The 14,893-nt window shown below is 71.6% G+C and carries 15 protein-coding genes; 7 read left to right on the top strand and 8 right to left on the bottom strand.

Going from position 1 to position 14,893, the window contains the following annotated elements:
- The first annotated feature begins 169 nt into the window (after positions 1-169).
- The 3 genes from DEJ03_RS16200 to DEJ03_RS16210 are packed head-to-tail and all read left to right on the top strand — an operon-like array spanning position 170 to position 2,647.
- The gene (locus DEJ03_RS16200; protein ID WP_110865420.1) at positions 170-991 is read left to right on the top strand and encodes an ABC transporter substrate-binding protein; all 822 of its coding nucleotides are present in this window, start codon (positions 170-172) and stop codon (positions 989-991) included.
- 4 nt (positions 992-995) lie between these two features.
- Positions 996-1,874 carry an amino acid ABC transporter permease gene (locus tag DEJ03_RS16205; protein ID WP_071404033.1) on the top strand — a complete coding sequence of 293 codons (879 nt, stop codon included), beginning with the start codon at positions 996-998 and terminating at the stop codon, positions 1,872-1,874.
- Complete coding sequence (locus tag DEJ03_RS16210; RefSeq protein WP_110865421.1) at positions 1,871-2,647, top strand: amino acid ABC transporter ATP-binding protein; 777 nt, start codon at positions 1,871-1,873, stop codon at positions 2,645-2,647. Before DEJ03_RS16205 ends, DEJ03_RS16210 begins: the two co-directional genes overlap by 4 nt.
- Here DEJ03_RS16210 and DEJ03_RS16215 read toward each other — a convergent pair.
- Positions 2,644-3,609 carry an NAD(P)H-quinone oxidoreductase gene (locus DEJ03_RS16215; protein WP_110865422.1) on the bottom strand — a complete coding sequence of 322 codons (966 nt, stop codon included), beginning with the start codon at positions 3,607-3,609 and terminating at the stop codon, positions 2,644-2,646. The genes DEJ03_RS16210 and DEJ03_RS16215 overlap by 4 nt on opposite strands.
- A 148-nt stretch (positions 3,610-3,757) precedes the next feature.
- Between DEJ03_RS16215 and DEJ03_RS16220 the strand changes: the two genes are divergently transcribed.
- Together DEJ03_RS16220 and DEJ03_RS16225 are read left to right on the top strand one after the other, a co-directional pair.
- Positions 3,758-4,165: a hypothetical protein gene (locus DEJ03_RS16220; protein ID WP_071404030.1), complete on the top strand. Its 408-nt coding sequence runs from the start codon at positions 3,758-3,760 to the stop codon at positions 4,163-4,165.
- Positions 4,165-4,653: a hypothetical protein gene (locus DEJ03_RS16225; RefSeq protein ID WP_110865423.1), complete on the top strand. Its 489-nt coding sequence runs from the start codon at positions 4,165-4,167 to the stop codon at positions 4,651-4,653. Before DEJ03_RS16220 ends, DEJ03_RS16225 begins: the two co-directional genes overlap by 1 nt.
- Positions 4,654-4,746: 93 nt before the next feature.
- Here the strand turns inward: DEJ03_RS16225 and DEJ03_RS16230 are convergent, their stop codons facing one another.
- The 4 genes from DEJ03_RS16230 to DEJ03_RS16245 form a co-directional block, all read right to left on the bottom strand.
- A complete protein-coding gene (locus tag DEJ03_RS16230) occupies positions 4,747-5,625 on the bottom strand; it encodes an aldo/keto reductase (protein ID WP_071244093.1) in 879 nt (292 codons plus the stop codon).
- A 67-nt stretch (positions 5,626-5,692) separates the two neighbouring features.
- Positions 5,693-6,940 (bottom strand): FAD-dependent oxidoreductase, encoded by a 1,248-nt coding sequence (locus tag DEJ03_RS16235; protein WP_110865424.1) that lies wholly within the window; start codon positions 6,938-6,940, stop codon positions 5,693-5,695.
- Positions 6,941-7,081: 141 nt separating this feature from the next.
- Positions 7,082-7,549 carry a DUF6264 family protein gene (locus DEJ03_RS16240; RefSeq protein WP_110865425.1) on the bottom strand — a complete coding sequence of 156 codons (468 nt, stop codon included), beginning with the start codon at positions 7,547-7,549 and terminating at the stop codon, positions 7,082-7,084.
- Positions 7,550-7,559: 10 nt separating this feature from the next.
- Entirely contained in the window at positions 7,560-8,432 is an 873-nt protein-coding gene (locus DEJ03_RS16245; protein WP_017887994.1) for a CoA ester lyase, read from the bottom strand.
- 185 nt (positions 8,433-8,617) lie between these two features.
- On the opposite strand from DEJ03_RS16245, the gene DEJ03_RS16250 reads away from it, so the two are divergent.
- Both DEJ03_RS16250 and DEJ03_RS16260 read left to right on the top strand, forming a co-directional pair.
- Positions 8,618-12,445: an ATP-binding protein gene (locus tag DEJ03_RS16250; RefSeq protein WP_110865426.1), complete on the top strand. Its 3,828-nt coding sequence runs from the start codon at positions 8,618-8,620 to the stop codon at positions 12,443-12,445.
- A gap of 302 nt (positions 12,446-12,747) precedes the next feature.
- A complete protein-coding gene (locus DEJ03_RS16260) occupies positions 12,748-13,332 on the top strand; it encodes a CDP-alcohol phosphatidyltransferase family protein (RefSeq protein ID WP_071244104.1) in 585 nt (194 codons plus the stop codon).
- A 94-nt stretch (positions 13,333-13,426) separates the two neighbouring features.
- Here the strand turns inward: DEJ03_RS16260 and mscL are convergent, their stop codons facing one another.
- From mscL to DEJ03_RS16275, 3 genes are all read right to left on the bottom strand, one after another.
- Positions 13,427-13,921: a large conductance mechanosensitive channel protein MscL gene (mscL, locus tag DEJ03_RS16265; protein ID WP_110865428.1), complete on the bottom strand. Its 495-nt coding sequence runs from the start codon at positions 13,919-13,921 to the stop codon at positions 13,427-13,429.
- Between the two features lie 77 nt (positions 13,922-13,998).
- Complete coding sequence (locus tag DEJ03_RS16270; RefSeq protein ID WP_110865429.1) at positions 13,999-14,289, bottom strand: FmdB family zinc ribbon protein; 291 nt, start codon at positions 14,287-14,289, stop codon at positions 13,999-14,001.
- A 1-nt stretch (position 14,290) separates the two neighbouring features.
- Positions 14,291-14,875: a 5-formyltetrahydrofolate cyclo-ligase gene (locus tag DEJ03_RS16275; RefSeq protein WP_110865430.1), complete on the bottom strand. Its 585-nt coding sequence runs from the start codon at positions 14,873-14,875 to the stop codon at positions 14,291-14,293.
- Positions 14,876-14,893: the final 18 nt, after the last annotated feature.

The following is a 14,893-nucleotide window of genomic DNA, read 5'->3' on the forward strand; positions in this document are numbered from 1 at the left end:
GCATGCGCCCGGTTCAGCCTGCGTCGCCAGATTACCAGCCCGGTCCCGACCCGTCGACTGGTGTGTGACACGAGACCAGGGCACCAGGGCCGCCCGGAGTCGCGTTGGTATCCCACTGCGAAGTACACTTCGACCTGCCCCCACCCCCCCCTCGCACGAAGGCCCGACCGTGACCCGTCACCTCCGCTTCACCCTCGCCGTCGCCACCGCCGCGGTCGCCGCCCTCGCCCTGTCGGCCTGCTCCGCCGGGGGCAGCAGCAACGCCGACGGCACCGTGACCGACGGCAAGCTCACGATCGCCACCGGTGACCCGGCGTACTCGCCCTGGGTCGAGGACAACAAGCCGCAGTCCGGCAAGGGCTTCGAGTCCGCCGTGGCCTACGCGGTCGCGAAGGAGATGGGCTACGGCAAGTCCGACGTCGTGTGGAAGCGCAGCACCTTCGACAGCGCCATCGCGCCGGGCCCGAAGGACTGGGACCTCAACGTCCAGCAGTTCTCGATCGACGCGAAGCGCAAGAAGGCCGTCGACATGTCGAGCGCCTACTACACGACGACCCAGGCGGTCGTGACGACCTCCGGGTCGAAGGCCGCCGGCGACACCACGATCGCTGCCCTCAAGCAGGACGCGATCGGCGTCGCGACCGGTTCGACGAGCATCGCGAGCGTCAAGGACGTCCTCGGGGTCACGCCGCAGGTGTTCAACTCCAACGACGACGCCGTGCTCGCGCTCAAGTCCGGGCAGATCGACGCGATCGTCACCGACCTGCCGACGGCGTTCTACATGGCCTCTGCCCAGGTCGACGACGGCACCGTGTCCGCACAGTTCCCCGACGACGGCAAGGGCGACCAGTTCGGCTTCGTCCTGCCGAAGGACTCGGAGCTGACGAGCAAGGTCGACAAGGCCCTGAAGACCCTCGACGACGACGGCACCCTGCAGGACCTGCAGACCAAGTGGCTGTCGTCGGAGACCGGCACGCCGGTCCTGAAGTAACCGGATGACCCTGCCAGCAGGGGCCGGCACCCCGGTCGCCGCACCCGCGCCGAGCCAGGTCGAGCTCGAGCGTCGGCTCTACCGCCGCCAGCGTGGCCGTCGCTCGGTCGTGGTGTCGGTCGTCTCCACCCTGGTCGTGCTCGCCGTCGTGTACTTCGGCGTCGTGAATACCCCCGGCTGGGCGGCGGTGCAGCAGTCGTTCTTCGACCCGCAGACCGCGGTCGACACGTTCCCGGACATCCTGCTGGGCCTCTGGCTGAACGTCCGGATCCTGTTCTTCAGCGCCATCGGCGTCGCCGTGTTCGGCACGCTGCTCGCGGTCGTCCGCGGCCTGCGCAACCCGGTGTTCTTCCCGCTGCGGATGCTCGCGACCGGCTACACGGACCTGTTCCGCGGTCTGCCGCTCATCATCGTGCTCTACCTGGTCGGCTACGGCATCCCCGGGCTCGGGGTGTTCCCGCGGCTCCCCGCCGAGGTCTGGGGCACGATCGCGATCACCCTGACCTACTCGTCGTACATCGCCGAGGTGCTCCGGGCCGGCATGGAGGCCGTGCACCCCTCCCAGCGCCTGGCCGCCCGGTCGCTCGGACTCTCGCACGCCAAGACGCTGCGGCTCGTGGTGCTGCCGCAGGCGATCCGCAAGGTCACCCCGGCGCTCATGAACGACTTCGTGTCGATGCAGAAGGACGTCGGTCTGGTGTCGATCCTCGGGGCCGTCGACGCGGTCCGCTCCGCCCAGATCGCGCAGGCCGAGACCTACAACTTCACGCCGTACTTCGTCGCCGGGCTGCTGTTCGTGGTGATCAGCCTGCCGCTGATCCGCGTCACGGACGCGATCGCGCGTCGCCAGCAGCGGCGCGAGCAGATCGGAGGGACCGTATGAGCGAGGCCGGCCAGGAGGCCCGTGGTGCGTCCGGTACGGACGCCGCGGTCCTCGAACTGCGCGGGTTGCGCAAGGCCTTCGGCGAGCACGAGGTCCTGCGCGGGATCGACCTGACGGTCCACCGCCACCAGGTCATCTGCGTCATCGGGGCCTCCGGCTCCGGCAAGTCGACGCTGCTCAAGACGGTCAACCTGCTCGAGGGCATCGACGACGGCGAGATCCTGCTGCAGGGCACGGACATCGCCGACCCGCGCGTCGCCGTCGACGCCGTGCGAGCGCGCATCGGCGTGGTGTTCCAGCAGTTCAACCTGTTCCCGCACATGAGCGTGCTCGACAACGTCACGCTCGCCTCCCGCCAGGTGCACGGCATCGGACGCGCCCAGGCCGAGGGCACCGCGCGCCGGCTGCTCGACCGGATCGGCCTCGCTTCGTTCGCCGATGCCTACCCCGACCGCCTGTCCGGTGGGCAGCAGCAGCGCGTCGCGATCGTCCGGGCGATCGCGTCGGACCCGGAACTCCTGCTGCTCGACGAGGTCACGAGCGCCCTCGACCCGCAGCTCGTGGGCGAGGTGCTCGACCTGGTCACCGAGCTGAAGCGGCAGGGTTCGACGATCCTGATGACGACGCACGAGATGCACTTCGCGCGGAACGTCGCCGACCGGATCGTGTTCCTGCACCGCGGCGAGGTCGTCGAGCAGGGATCCCCCGCCGACGTCCTCGACCACCCGCAGCACCCGGCGCTCGTCGAGTTCCTCGCCCGCGTGCACGCCTAGGGCGTCAGCAGCACCTTGCCGATCACCTCGCCGTCGCGCACGCGGCGGTGGGCTTCCTCGACCTCGGCCAGGGGCAGCACCGAGTCGATGACCGGGCGCACCCGGCCGTCGGCGACCAGCGGCCAGACGTTGTAGCGGACCGCCTCGACGATGGCGGCCTTCTCGGCGAGCGGCCGTGGACGCAGGGTCGTGCCGCTGATCGTCGCGCGCTTCCGCATCAGCACCCCGAAGTCGAGCTCGGCGGTGCGGCCGCTGCCCGAGGCGATGACCGCGATGTGCCCGTTCGGGGCGAGGGCCTGCAGGTTCCGCTCCAGGTAGGACGGACCGACGACGTCGAGCACCACGTCGACGCCGACACCGTCGGTGAACGCCATGACGCGTTCCACGAAGTCCTCCGTGCGGTGGTCGACCACCAGGTCGGCGCCGAGGTCACGGGACGCGGCGACCTTGCGGTCGCCGCCGCTCGTCGCGATCACCGTCGCACCGAGGGCCTTGGCCCACAGCACCGCGTGTGAGCCCATGCCGCCCGTACCGCCGTGGACCAGGAGCGTCTGCCCCGGTCGGAGCCCGGCGAGCATGCCGATGTTGGAATAGACGGTGCAGGCGGCCTCGGGCAGCCCGGCCGCCTCGACCAGGTCGACGCCCTCGGGGACCGGCAGCACCTGGGTGACCGGCGCGACGACGAGCGACGCGTACCCGCCGCCGGAGAGCAGTGCGCACACCCGGTCGCCCACCGCCACGGTCGTGACGCCCGCACCGACGGCCCGCACCGTGCCGGAGACCTCGAGCCCGAGGATCTCCGAGGCCCCGGGCGGCGGCGGGTAGTTCCCCGCGCGCTGCTGCAGGTCGGCGTTGTTGACGCCGGCCGCGGCGACCTCGATCAGGACCTCGTCCGTGCCGGGTTCCGGGTCGGGCAGGTCGGTGACGGACATGGAAGCGTCGTCGAACGTGATGGCTCGCATGCCCTCGACGGTACGCGCCACGTGCCTCCGGCCGGGTGCCGGTCGCCCACAACCCGGCCGGTCTCCCTGTGGATGTTCCCTGTACGCTCGATGACGGATCTGCACCTCATCCGGGGGAGTGCGGACAGATCGAGGGGGACTCTCCACCATGCCCAAGAAGCTCATCGCGCTGGCCACCGCCGGCCTCGCACTCACGCTGCTCGCCGGTTGCTCGACCGGGCCGTCCAAGGCCGAGCAGTGCACGCAGTTCGAGAAGACGGTCAAATCCGCCGCCCAGGGCGTCCAGTCAGAGGCCGCGAACCTGCAGTCCGACCCGGACGCCGCCGTCACGAAGCTCAAGGAGCTCGACGAGAAGATCTCCGACGGCGTCGACGACCTGTCGGACGACGACCTGAAGGCCAAGGGCGACGCCTTCGAAGAGGCGTACGGCGACCTGGTCGACGACATCGAGGACATCGCCGACGACCCGCAGTCGGCCGACGTCTCGGCCCTGACGAAGTCCAGCACCAAGGTGCAGGACGCCGGCAACGCGTTCCAGAAGGAGTGCAACTCCTGATGCGCCGCACCCTCACCGCGCTCGCCACCGCCGGCCTCGCGCTCACGCTGCTCGCCGGCTGCTCGGGCGGCGACGGCGGTTCGTCCGACGGCGGCTCTTCCGGGGGTGACTCGGGCTCGTCCAGCGCCCCGTCGGCCTCGAAGACCGCCGCCGCGGCACCCGCCCAGACCAAGCAGGAAGCCTGCTCGCTGCTCGAGAACGAACTCGCGTCGTTCCTCAAGGAGCAGGGTTCCAGCTCTGCCCCGGCCGAGCCGAAGGCCCGTGCGGCGCTCATCGACGAGTTCGTCCAGCGCATCGACTCGGCGCTGACGAAGGTCTCGAACCACCAGGTGCACGACACGTTCGAGGACTTCTCCGGCGCGGCCAAGGGCTACAGCTCGGCCATCCGCTCCGGCGCGGCCGAGGACTCCACCGAGGTCACGAAGGCCCAGTCCGAGGTGCAGACCACGCTCGACCAGGTCTCGGCGGTCTGCCCCGCCAAGAGCTGAGCGGGCGCACGCCCGGCCACGCACGACGACGCCCCGCCGCTCCTTGACCAGGAGCGGCGGGGCGTCGTGCTTCCCCCGTCGGGGGAACGGGCGTCAGACGGCCGCGGGCTGCGAGGCGTCGAGGCGTGCGACGTCCTCCGGCCGCAGCCGCACGGTCGGCGCCGTGATCGAGTTCAGGATCGACTGCGGCCGCGACGCACCGGGGATCGGCACGACGACGTCGCTCTTCTGCAGCTCCCACGCCAGGGCGATGACCTGCGGGGTGACCCCACGGTCGCGGGCGATGTACGCGAAGTCCTCGAACGCCGTGCCGAGGTCCGCCGCGCTCCCGATGCCACCGAGGGGGCTCCACGGCAGGAACGCGATGCCGAGCTCGTCGCACAGCTCGAGTTCCGGCTCGCTCGACCGGAACTTCGGCGAGTACTGGTTCTGCACCGACGCCAGGCGTCCGCCGAGCACCTCGTTCGCGGTGCGGATCTGGTCCGGGTCGGCGTTCGAGATGCCCGCCATCCGGATGACGCCCTCGTCGAGCAGCTCGGCGAGCGCCCCGATCGAGTCGGCGTACGGCACTGCCGGGTCGGGGCGGTGGAACTGGTACAGGCCGATCTGCTCGACGCCGAGCCGCTTCGCCGAGGCCTTCGCCGCCTCCTTCAGGTACTCCGGGTGCCCGTTCTGTGCCCAGTTGCCGGCTTCCGGGCGCAGGTGTCCGCCCTTCGTCGCGATGAGGACGTCCGAGGTGTCGTCGTGGAACTCCCGGACGGCCCGCGCGATGAGCTCCTCGTTGTGCCCCACCTCGTCGTGGCCGCCCAGGTGGTAGGCGTCGGCGGTGTCGATGAGCGTGACACCGTTCTCGAGCGCTGCGTGGATCGTGGCGATGGACTGACGCTCGTCCGGTCGGCCCTCGATCGACATGGGCATCCCGCCCAGACCGATGGCACTGACGGACACGTCTCCGATGACTCGTTGCTTCATCGGCCCAGCATGCGCCCGCCCCCGACGCCGACGCCCAGTTCCCGCACCGACGCGCCACGAGCCCCCGTCACCGACGAGCCCACGACGGCGCGTGTTCCGGCAGCGGGCCGAACGCGATGCCGCGGGCGTAGAGGCCCCGGACCGGCGGGACCCAGCGCGCGAGCAACACGGGGAGCAGCGGCGGACCGTCCTGCAGGTGCCCGGCGAAGGCCCGCTCGAACACGACCCGGTGCAGCACCGCCTGCGCGGCCTGCACCAGAGCTGCGGGCGGGGTCCGGCGACGCTGGACGGCTGCGAGCGCCCGGTCGAGGCCGTCACCGCGGAGCCCCCGTCGGAGCGCCGGCACCAGGATCGTCGCGGTCGCCACCGCGTCCTGCACCGCGAGGTTGATGCCGACCCCACCAGCGGGCGACATCGCGTGCGCGGCGTCCCCGATGCAGAGCAGCCCCGGGCGCCACCACCGGCGCAGGCGGTCCATCCGGACGTCGAGCACGTGCACGTCGTCCATCGAGGCGATCGCGTCGACCCGGTCCGCGAAGTCCGGTCGGAGTCGCGCCACACGGGACCGGAAGGCCGTCACCCCCGCTGCGCGCAGGGCCGCGTCCGAGCCCTTCGGCGCGAAGTACGCGACCTGGTGGGAGTCCGGCCGCGGGAAGCTCAGCAGCACGTCCCGGTCCGAGAACGCGGGGGTGAGGGCGCTCGCCGCGTCCCCGGGGTGCCGGGGCAACCGGAACCACCAGGTGTCGAACGGCACCCGGAACGCTCGTGGCACGAGGCCGGCGGCGCGACGCAGCACCGAGTTCCGCCCGTCGCAGGCGATCACGACGTCCGCGCGGAGTTCCTCGGGTTCGCCGGTCCCGTCCCGCGGCCGCAGGTGGACCCCGGTCACGACACCGTTCTCCTCGATGAGCCCGGTCGCGGCGAGGCCCATCGAGATGCCGAACGACGGTTCCCGACGGGCGGCGGTCACGAGCAGGTCGAGCAGGTCCCACTGCGGCACCATCGCCACGTGGTCGTACGGCGGTGCGAGACGCGAGAAGTCACCGAGCAGCAGCCGTGAGCCGTCCGGCATCGGCAGCGAGAAGTCGTCGAGGCGTGACTGCGGCAGCGCCCGGAACGGTGCTCCGAGGCCGAGTTCGTCGAGCAGCCGGATGGTCGAGGCGTGCACCGTGTCGCCCCGGAAGTCCCGGTTGAAGTCGTCGTGCCGCTCGAGCACACGCACGTCGACGCCGGCGCGGGCGAGCAGCAGCCCGAGCACGACCCCTGCGGGGCCGCCACCGACCACCGCGACCGTCGTCCGCGACACCGTCACCATGCTCCGGACGCTACCCCGCTCCGGACTGGAGGCGCGTGGCGGCCCCGCCCCGCGCCTCCGGGCCGGAACGCACACGCGTTCTCGGACCCGGCACGCGTCGGACGACGGCGTCCGGTCGGAAGGGTGGTGTCGGTGCGCCGGTCAGGCGCTGGCGGACACCGACGACGAGGCAGGACCGCTGTCGACGGCGTTCGCGAAGACGACCCCGCCCCACACGATGACGACGATCGCGAGCACGAAGCCGATCGCGGCGATCCACCACGAGGGCTTCCGCCGGATCCACGCGCCGATCGACAGCACGATCGTGGCGACCCCGATGACGAAGGCGCCACCGACCGCGATGGCCGCGCCACCGAAGTACCCGCCGGGCGTGCAGCCCGACGAGGCGTCGCACTCCGCCGTGGCCGAGGCGATCGCGACGATGCCGACGACCGCCGTGATCGCGGTCATGACGGCACCGAACACCAGGAGCAGCACCGTCGAGATCCGGTCGGCGAGCTTCGCCGGCGGGAACAGCGTGGTGCCACCGCGCTCCCACGCCGCGCGCTGCGCGTCCGTGGGGCCGGAGGAGGACTGCGGCGGAGGGCCGGGGACGTTGGACCAGGTCATGCGTGCAGTCCTACCGCGCCTCGACCCCGAACGCCTGTGCGAGCCGCTGGATCTTCTGCGCCCGACCGAGCCGCGGCAGGTCGGAACCGTCGCGGATGACCCGGCCGCGGGCCTCGAAGTCGTCGAGGAAGTCCTGCGCCCAGGCGACGTCGGTCGGCGTGGGGGAGATGACCTCGTTGATGACGGGGAGCTGCTCGGTGTCCAGGCAGAGCTTGCCGGTGAGGCCGAGCGACACGGCCACCTGCGACTGCTCGCGGAGGATCGGGTGCGACGACCCGACCGTGGGGCCGTCGATCGGGCCCGGCAGGTCGCCGACGCGCGAGGCGACGACCAGCTTCGACCGCGGGTACGCCATCGCGAGCGTGTCGGCGCTGGTCCCGGTGTCGCGGCGGTAGTCGCCGGAACCGAAGGCCAGGCGGAACGCGCCCTGCGCCTTGGCGATCGACACGGACTCCTCGATGCCCAGGGCCGACTCGACGAGGGCGATCACCGGCGTCTGGCCGCCGAGCCGGTGCCAGGTGTCGGTGACCTGGGCCGGGGACTCGGTCTTGGCGAGCATGACGCCCTGCAGCCCGGGCAGGCCGCGGAGCTCCTCGACGTCGTCCGCCCAGAAGTCCGTCGTGACGTCGTTGATGCGCACCCAGGCCTCGCCACCGCCGGCCAGCCAGGCGGCGACGCCCTGCCGGGCCGAGGGCTTCGCGGCGGGGTCGACGGCGTCCTCGATGTCCAGGATGATCTGGTCGGCGCGGGAGCGCTGGGACTTGTCGAACCGGTCGGTGGCGGTGCCGGACACCAGCAGCCACGACCGTGAGATCTCGGCGGGGACCGATCGACGCCGGTTCGGCGTGGGGGCGGACGGAGCGGTGCGGTCGTCGATGGCCATGCCCCGTTGGTACCACACCGGACGGGGCCGCCGTCGGATCGGGCGCGCCGCACGTCGGGTCGGACGGTGGCGCACGTCGGGCCGGACGGCGGTCACGTCCGTGCGGAAACCCCGAAACCTCGGTTCATTGCCAGAGAGGCCGTCCGGTTCCGCCTACAGTGTCGGATGTGTGGCGAGCGGACAGGGTGACCGACGGTGAGGACGACGTGAACGACGACGTCCCCGTCGAGGGTGCCCGCGCGCGCCCCGACGACGATCGAGACGAGCAGCAGGACGTGGACCAGGAACGGACCGACGACGAGCCGGACCGCACGCTCCGCCCGGAGCTGCAGATGACGAGCCCGCAGGCGATCAGCCTGGGCGACCCGCGGCTGCAGGCCGGCAACGCGGCCGAACCGACGTGGGACGGCTGGCGCACCCAGCTGACCGGCGTCGGCGGCACGAGCCCGCTCACGCACTTCAGCGACCACCCGCGCGCCCGAATCGAGCTCTCGACCACCCACCCGGGCGGTCTCGCGCAGTTCATCACCGGCAAGACGACCCTGCTGTCCAGCCTGATCCGCGACGAGGTGGCGCTCCGTGCCGCCCGCGTGGCCGCCGGACACGTCGAGGCGAAGGGCACCGAGCTGGCCACCGTGCGCGGCATCGACGCCGTGAAGCTCGGCATCGGCATGGCCGACTGGAAGCACGGCGACGAGCAGTTCCGCGGCCCGGTGCTCCTGCGCCCCCTGGCGATCCGCCGACACGGACGCGACTTCGAGGTGCGCCTGCTCGGCGAACCGGTGCTCAACCCGGGCCTCGCCGACGCGCTGCACGAGCAGTTCGGGGTCATCCTCGACGCACAGTCCTTCGTGGCCCTCGCGCAGCAGGACGGCTCGTTCACGCCGAACCCCGTCATCGACCGCCTGCGTGGCCTGACCGCGCACATCCCCGGCTTCTCGGTGCACGCACGCCTCGTGGTGTCCGCCTTCGCCGAGGTCGCCACCGGCATGGTCGAGGACACCGGTGACCTGTCGCACCCCGTGCTCGACGCCCTCGCCGGCAACCCGAGCGCGAAGTGGCAGGTCGAGCAGTCCTACCACCCGGTCGAGCAGACCCCGTCGGACGAGCGCAGCCCGGAGACCGACACGCTCCTGCTCGACGCCGACGACGAGCAGGAGAACGTGATCGCGCAGATCACGGCCGGCAACTCCATCGTCGTGAAGACCCTGCCCGGCACCGGTGGCACCCAGACCATCGTGAACGCCCTGGGTGGCCTGGTCGCCGCGAACAAGCGCGTGCTCGTCGTGAGCCCGCGCCGCGCCACCCTGCGGGGCATCGCCGCCCGCTTCGGCGAGGTCCAGCTGCCCGGGGTCGCGGTCACGCCGTCGACCCTGCGCCGTGACGTCGTCCGTGCCATCGCCCGGAACGAGAAGGCCGCGCGTCCGAACCTCCGCGAGGTCGACGACGCCCTGGTCCGCCTGCGCAAGGTGCTCAAGGACTACCGCGGCTCGCTCACCCGCAAGGACCCCGACTTCGGCGTCTCGGTGCTCGACTGCCTGGTGGAGCTGTCGCGCCTGTCGCTGCTGCCCGTCGCCCCGTCGACCACCGCACGCCTGTCGAAGCAGTCCGTCGCCTCGATGGTCGAGGGCCGCTCACGCGTCGCCGAGACGATGGTCAGCGCTGCGAACCTCGGTGAGTTCCGCTACGGCCCCGACGACTCGCCCTGGTACGGCGCGAAGTTCGGTTCGAGCGACGGCGCCCAGCGTGCGCACCGCATCGCGAAGGACCTCGACGCCGACGGCCTGCCGACCCTGCTCCGCCGCGCCCACGACCTGGTGAGCTCGACGCACATGCGCCAGTTCACGACCATCAACGAGCTCGGCATCTACCTGCGCCTGCTCACCGAGATCCGTGACACGCTCGACCGCTTCCTGCCGGTGGTCTTCGACCGCTCGGTGTCCGAGCTCGTGGCCGCCACCGCGCCCCGCGGCGAGGGTGCCCCGATGTCGTCGACGAACCGTCGCCGGCTCAAGAAGCTCGCCCGCGAGTACGTCCGTCCGGGCGTGCACGTGTCCGACCTGCACGAGGCCCTGACCCGCGTCCAGCAGCAGCGGGTGCTCTGGCAGCGCTACGTCGCCGCCGGCGTGAACCCCGAGGTGCCCACCGGCATCGCCGACGTCCAGGTGCTGTTCTCGAACGTCGCCGAGGACCTCGCGCGCCTCGACGAGCCGCTGGGTCGCACCGAGCGTGACCGCCAGCTCGCGAACACCCCGGTCGACCAGCTCGTCCCGACCATCGCCGAGCTCGCCGCCGAGTCCGACGTCCTGCACAACCTGCAGGAGCGCACCGAGCTCATGCAGACCCTGCGCGACCTGCAGCTCGAACCGCTCATCACCGACCTGGCGAACCGGCACGTGCCGGACGTGCAGGTGCCGGCCGAGCTCGAGCTCGCCTGGTGGCAGTCCGCCCTCGAGACCATGCTCGAGTCCGACCGGGCACTGCTCGGCGCCAACACCGACATGCTCGACCGGGTCGAGGCCGACTTCCGCCTGGTGGACGACGCCCACGCGGCCGGGGTCTCCCAGGGCCTGGCGTGGCAGCTCGCCGAGAACTGGAAGGTCGGTCTCGTCGACTGGCCCGAAGAAGCGACCGCACTCAAGACCCAACTCCGCGACGGCGCGATCACCTCGCGCCTGCTGCAGGACTCCGCACCGCACCTGTCCCGGTCGATCGCACCCGTCTGGCTCGCCAGCCCGTACGAGGTGCCGCAGATCGCCGACACGATGCCCTTCGACACCGTGATCCTGGTCGACGCCGGCGCCGTGACGATCGCCGAGACCGTCGGTGCCGTCCGACGTGCCCGCCAGACCGTCGTGTTCGGTGACCCGGTCACCCAGACGCCGTCGCCGTTCCGCATCGCCGTGGACCCCGAGCACCGGGCGCTGCAGGTCGACGAGGGCACGCTCGACGCGTTCCACGCCGACTCCGCCCTGGCGAAGCTCTCCACTCTGCTGCCGACCCTGTCCCTGTCGCGGTCGTACCGCGCCGGCGGCGAGGACCTGGCCGAGCTCGTGAACCGTCGCTTCTACGGCGGCAAGATCGAGTCCCTGCCGTGGGCCGGCTCGTTCCTCGGCCACGGCTCGATCGCGCTCGACTACGTCAGCGACGGCAAGGCCGTCCCGGACCCGGAGTCCGGTGCCGTCGAGAGCGTCGACGCCGAGGTGGACCGCGTGGTCCGGCTCGTCATCGACCACGCCCGCACCCGTCCGACCGAGTCGCTCATGGTCATCACCGCGTCGGCGAAGCACGCCGTGCGCGTCGAGCAGGCCGTGCTGACCGCCGCGCAGGGCCACAAGGACCTGACCGAGTTCGTCATCGGCGACCGTGCCGAGCCGTTCATCGTGGCGACGCTCGAGCAGTCGGTGGCGCAGAGCCGCGACCGCGTCGTGTTCTCCATCGGCTACGGCCGCACCCCGCACGGTCGCGTGCTGCGCGACTTCGGTCCGCTCGGCAAGCCCGGCGGCGAGCGGCTGCTGGCGGTCGCCATGACCCGTGCGCGTCGCTCGATGGTCATCGTCACCTGCTTCCAGCCGTCGGACATCGAGGCCGAGCGCATGGGCCACGGCACCGTCGCCCTCGCCGAGATCCTGGCCGAGGTGCGTGCCCGCACCACCGCCGAGTACGTGCCGGACGACTCCGACCCGCTGCTCGTCGACCTGGCCCGGCGCCTCGAGATGCGTGGCATCCCGGTGGCGCTCGGACACCGCGGCAAGCTCGGCCTCGTCGCCGCGCACGGCGGGGTCTGCGTCACGATCGAGACCGACGCGTCGCTGGTCAAGGGATCGCTGCGCGAGTCCCTGCGCCTGCGCCCCGAGGTCCTCCGCCGACTCGGCTGGCACTACGTGCGCGTGCACGCGTTCCAGCTGTTCTCCGACCCGGACCGCGTCGCCGACACCGTCGCGTCCGTGCTCGGTGTCGACCGCGGTGCCACGCAGGAGATCTCGATACCGCCGATCCCCGCCCGCCGATGAGCCGCCGGGCCTCGCGGCCCGCCGGTCCGGTGACGCCGGAGACGGACCAGCTGGTGGGCACGTGGACGCGAGTCGACGACGCGTCGTCAGCCGCGCCTCCCGTCCGTCCCGCCGCTGACGGAGGCGAGACGGCGGACCAGCCGGGAGGCCCGGTGCGGCGCCGCAGACGCGTCACCACCCAGCCGGTGGCGGGCTACGACCCGACGCCGCCGCCGGAACCGGCGCGGCACCGCGACGGCGAGAACGACGACCAGCTCCGGCGCGACGTCCCCCCGCACTGGTAACCGGTAGCCTGGCCCGTGATGACTGACACCGCGCGGCAGCGCCCCGACTGGCAGACCTGGCCGAACCTGATCACGCTGTTCCGCCTCGTGCTGATCCCGGTGTTCATCGGCCTCGTCGTCGCCGGCCACCCGGGGTGGGCGCTCGTCGCCCTCGTCGTGATCGGCGTGAGCGACTGGGCGGACGGCTTCATCGCCCGCAGGTTCGACCAGGGCTCCAAGCTCGGCAAGGCCATCGACCCCGTCGCCGACCGCCTGGCGATCATCGCGATCGTGCTGTCCCTGGTGCTCGTCGGCCTGCTGCCCTGGTGGGTGGTGGCCGTCGTCGTGCTCGTCGACCTGGTGCTCGTCGTCCTGTCGAGCGTGCTGTTCCACGGCAACCCGGACCTGGACGTCACGTGGACGGGCAAGATCCGCTCGGCGCTGCTGTTCGTCGGGCTGCCGGTGCTGCTGTTCTCCGCGGTGCACACCGTCGACGAGAACGCGCCGTGGGTCCGGGTCGTGGCCCTGGTGTTCGTGTACCTCGGCACCGCGGGGCACGTGCTCGCCGGCGCCCAGTACGCCGTCGCGATGTTCGCGAAGCGCCGCGCGGTGCCCGCCGCCTGACGGGCCCCCGCGCAAAACACCGGTGTTCACGCTGCGCACCGCGGTTTGCGGGTGTGCAGAGCGGGAACACCGGTGTCGTGCGACGGCGCCGGGGCTAGAGCTTCGTCGAGCCGCCGATGCCGGGCCCCTCGGGAGCGTTCGACGGGGCGATGTGCGCGCCCGTGCTGGTCGCGCCGCCGTTCTGCGGGCGGAGCAGGTCGCGGATCTCGAGCAGCACCTCGACGTCGGTCGGGGGGACGTCCTGCGGGGTCTGCTCCTCGTCGTTCTTGACGCGCTCGAACGCCACCTTCTTCAGGTGGTTGACGGGCACGACGAGCGCGAAGTACACGACCGCGGCGACGATGACGAAGTTGATGACCGCGCCGATGATCGCGCCGAAGAGGATTTTGGCGCTGCCGCCGGACACCGTCGGAATGCTCCAGACGAGCGCCGTGTCCAGGCTCGAGGCGTTGAACACCGCACCGATGAGCGGGTTGATCAGGGCGTTGACGATCGTGGTGACGATCGCGGTGAACGCCGCACCGATGACGACTGCGACGGCCAGGTCGATGACGTTGCCGCGGAGCAGGAACTCCTTGAAGCCCTTCATGCGAGGGTCTCCTTCCGGGTCGAGGACGGCCGCCGAGTGGCGACGCGCCCCAACCTATCCGGAGAGCGCAGACCGCGTCAGGACGCGGCGGGCTTCGAGCCGCTGGGCTTCGACTCGGACTTCTTCGCCGGCTCGGACTTCTTCGGCTCGGACTTCGCGGGGGTGCTCGACGAGCCCTCGGACTTCGGGGCCGGGCGCGAGTCGGTGCGGTAGAAGCCGCCGCCGTTGAAGGTCACGCCGACCGGGGAGAACACCTTGCGCAGGACGCCGCCGCAGACCGGGCACTCCGTCAGGGTGGCGTCGGAGAAGGACTGCTTGATGTCGAACGCGTTGTCGCACTCGGTGCAACGGTACGAGTAGGTGGGCACGTCAGCTCCGGAACGTGATGATGCGCGACGGCGTGATGATGCCGTCAACGGGTTCGTCGTGGGGTTCGCGCGGGACCTCGTCGAGGTACTCCGCGTCGAAGATCACAGCATAGACGGGCGGGCGGTTCGCCATGGACCCGAGGGTCTTGTCGTAGTAGCCGCGCCCCCAGCCCATGCGGACGCCGTCGTGGCCCACCGCCGCCGCCGGGGCGAGGATCGCGTCGACGTCGTTGATCGCGAGCGGGGACAGGACCTCGCCGACGACCTCGGGCAGGCCGAGCAGGCTCTCGGTCTCGCTCTCGCCGTCTCCGACGGCCCAGTCGAGCAGGCCGTCCTCGCGGGTGACCGGCAGCAGCACGCGGATGCCTCGCTCCAGCGCCCAGTTCAGGAACGGCCGGACGTTCGGCTCGTCCGGTGCGGACAGGTACAGGGCGAGGGACGTCACCTGGCGCTCCTCGACGAAGCGCTGCAGGGTCGCGGTCAGGGTCTCGGTGTCCGCGTCGCGTTCGGTCGTGGTCCGGGTGCGCCGCCGCTGCCGGAGTTCGGCTCGCAGGGCGCGCTTCTCGTTCCCGAGATCGGCGATCATGCGCAGGAGTCTACCGAG

This window comes from Curtobacterium sp. MCLR17_043, assembly GCF_003224215.1.
In the GTDB taxonomy this organism is placed as follows: Bacteria; Actinomycetota; Actinomycetes; order Actinomycetales; family Microbacteriaceae; genus Curtobacterium; species Curtobacterium flaccumfaciens.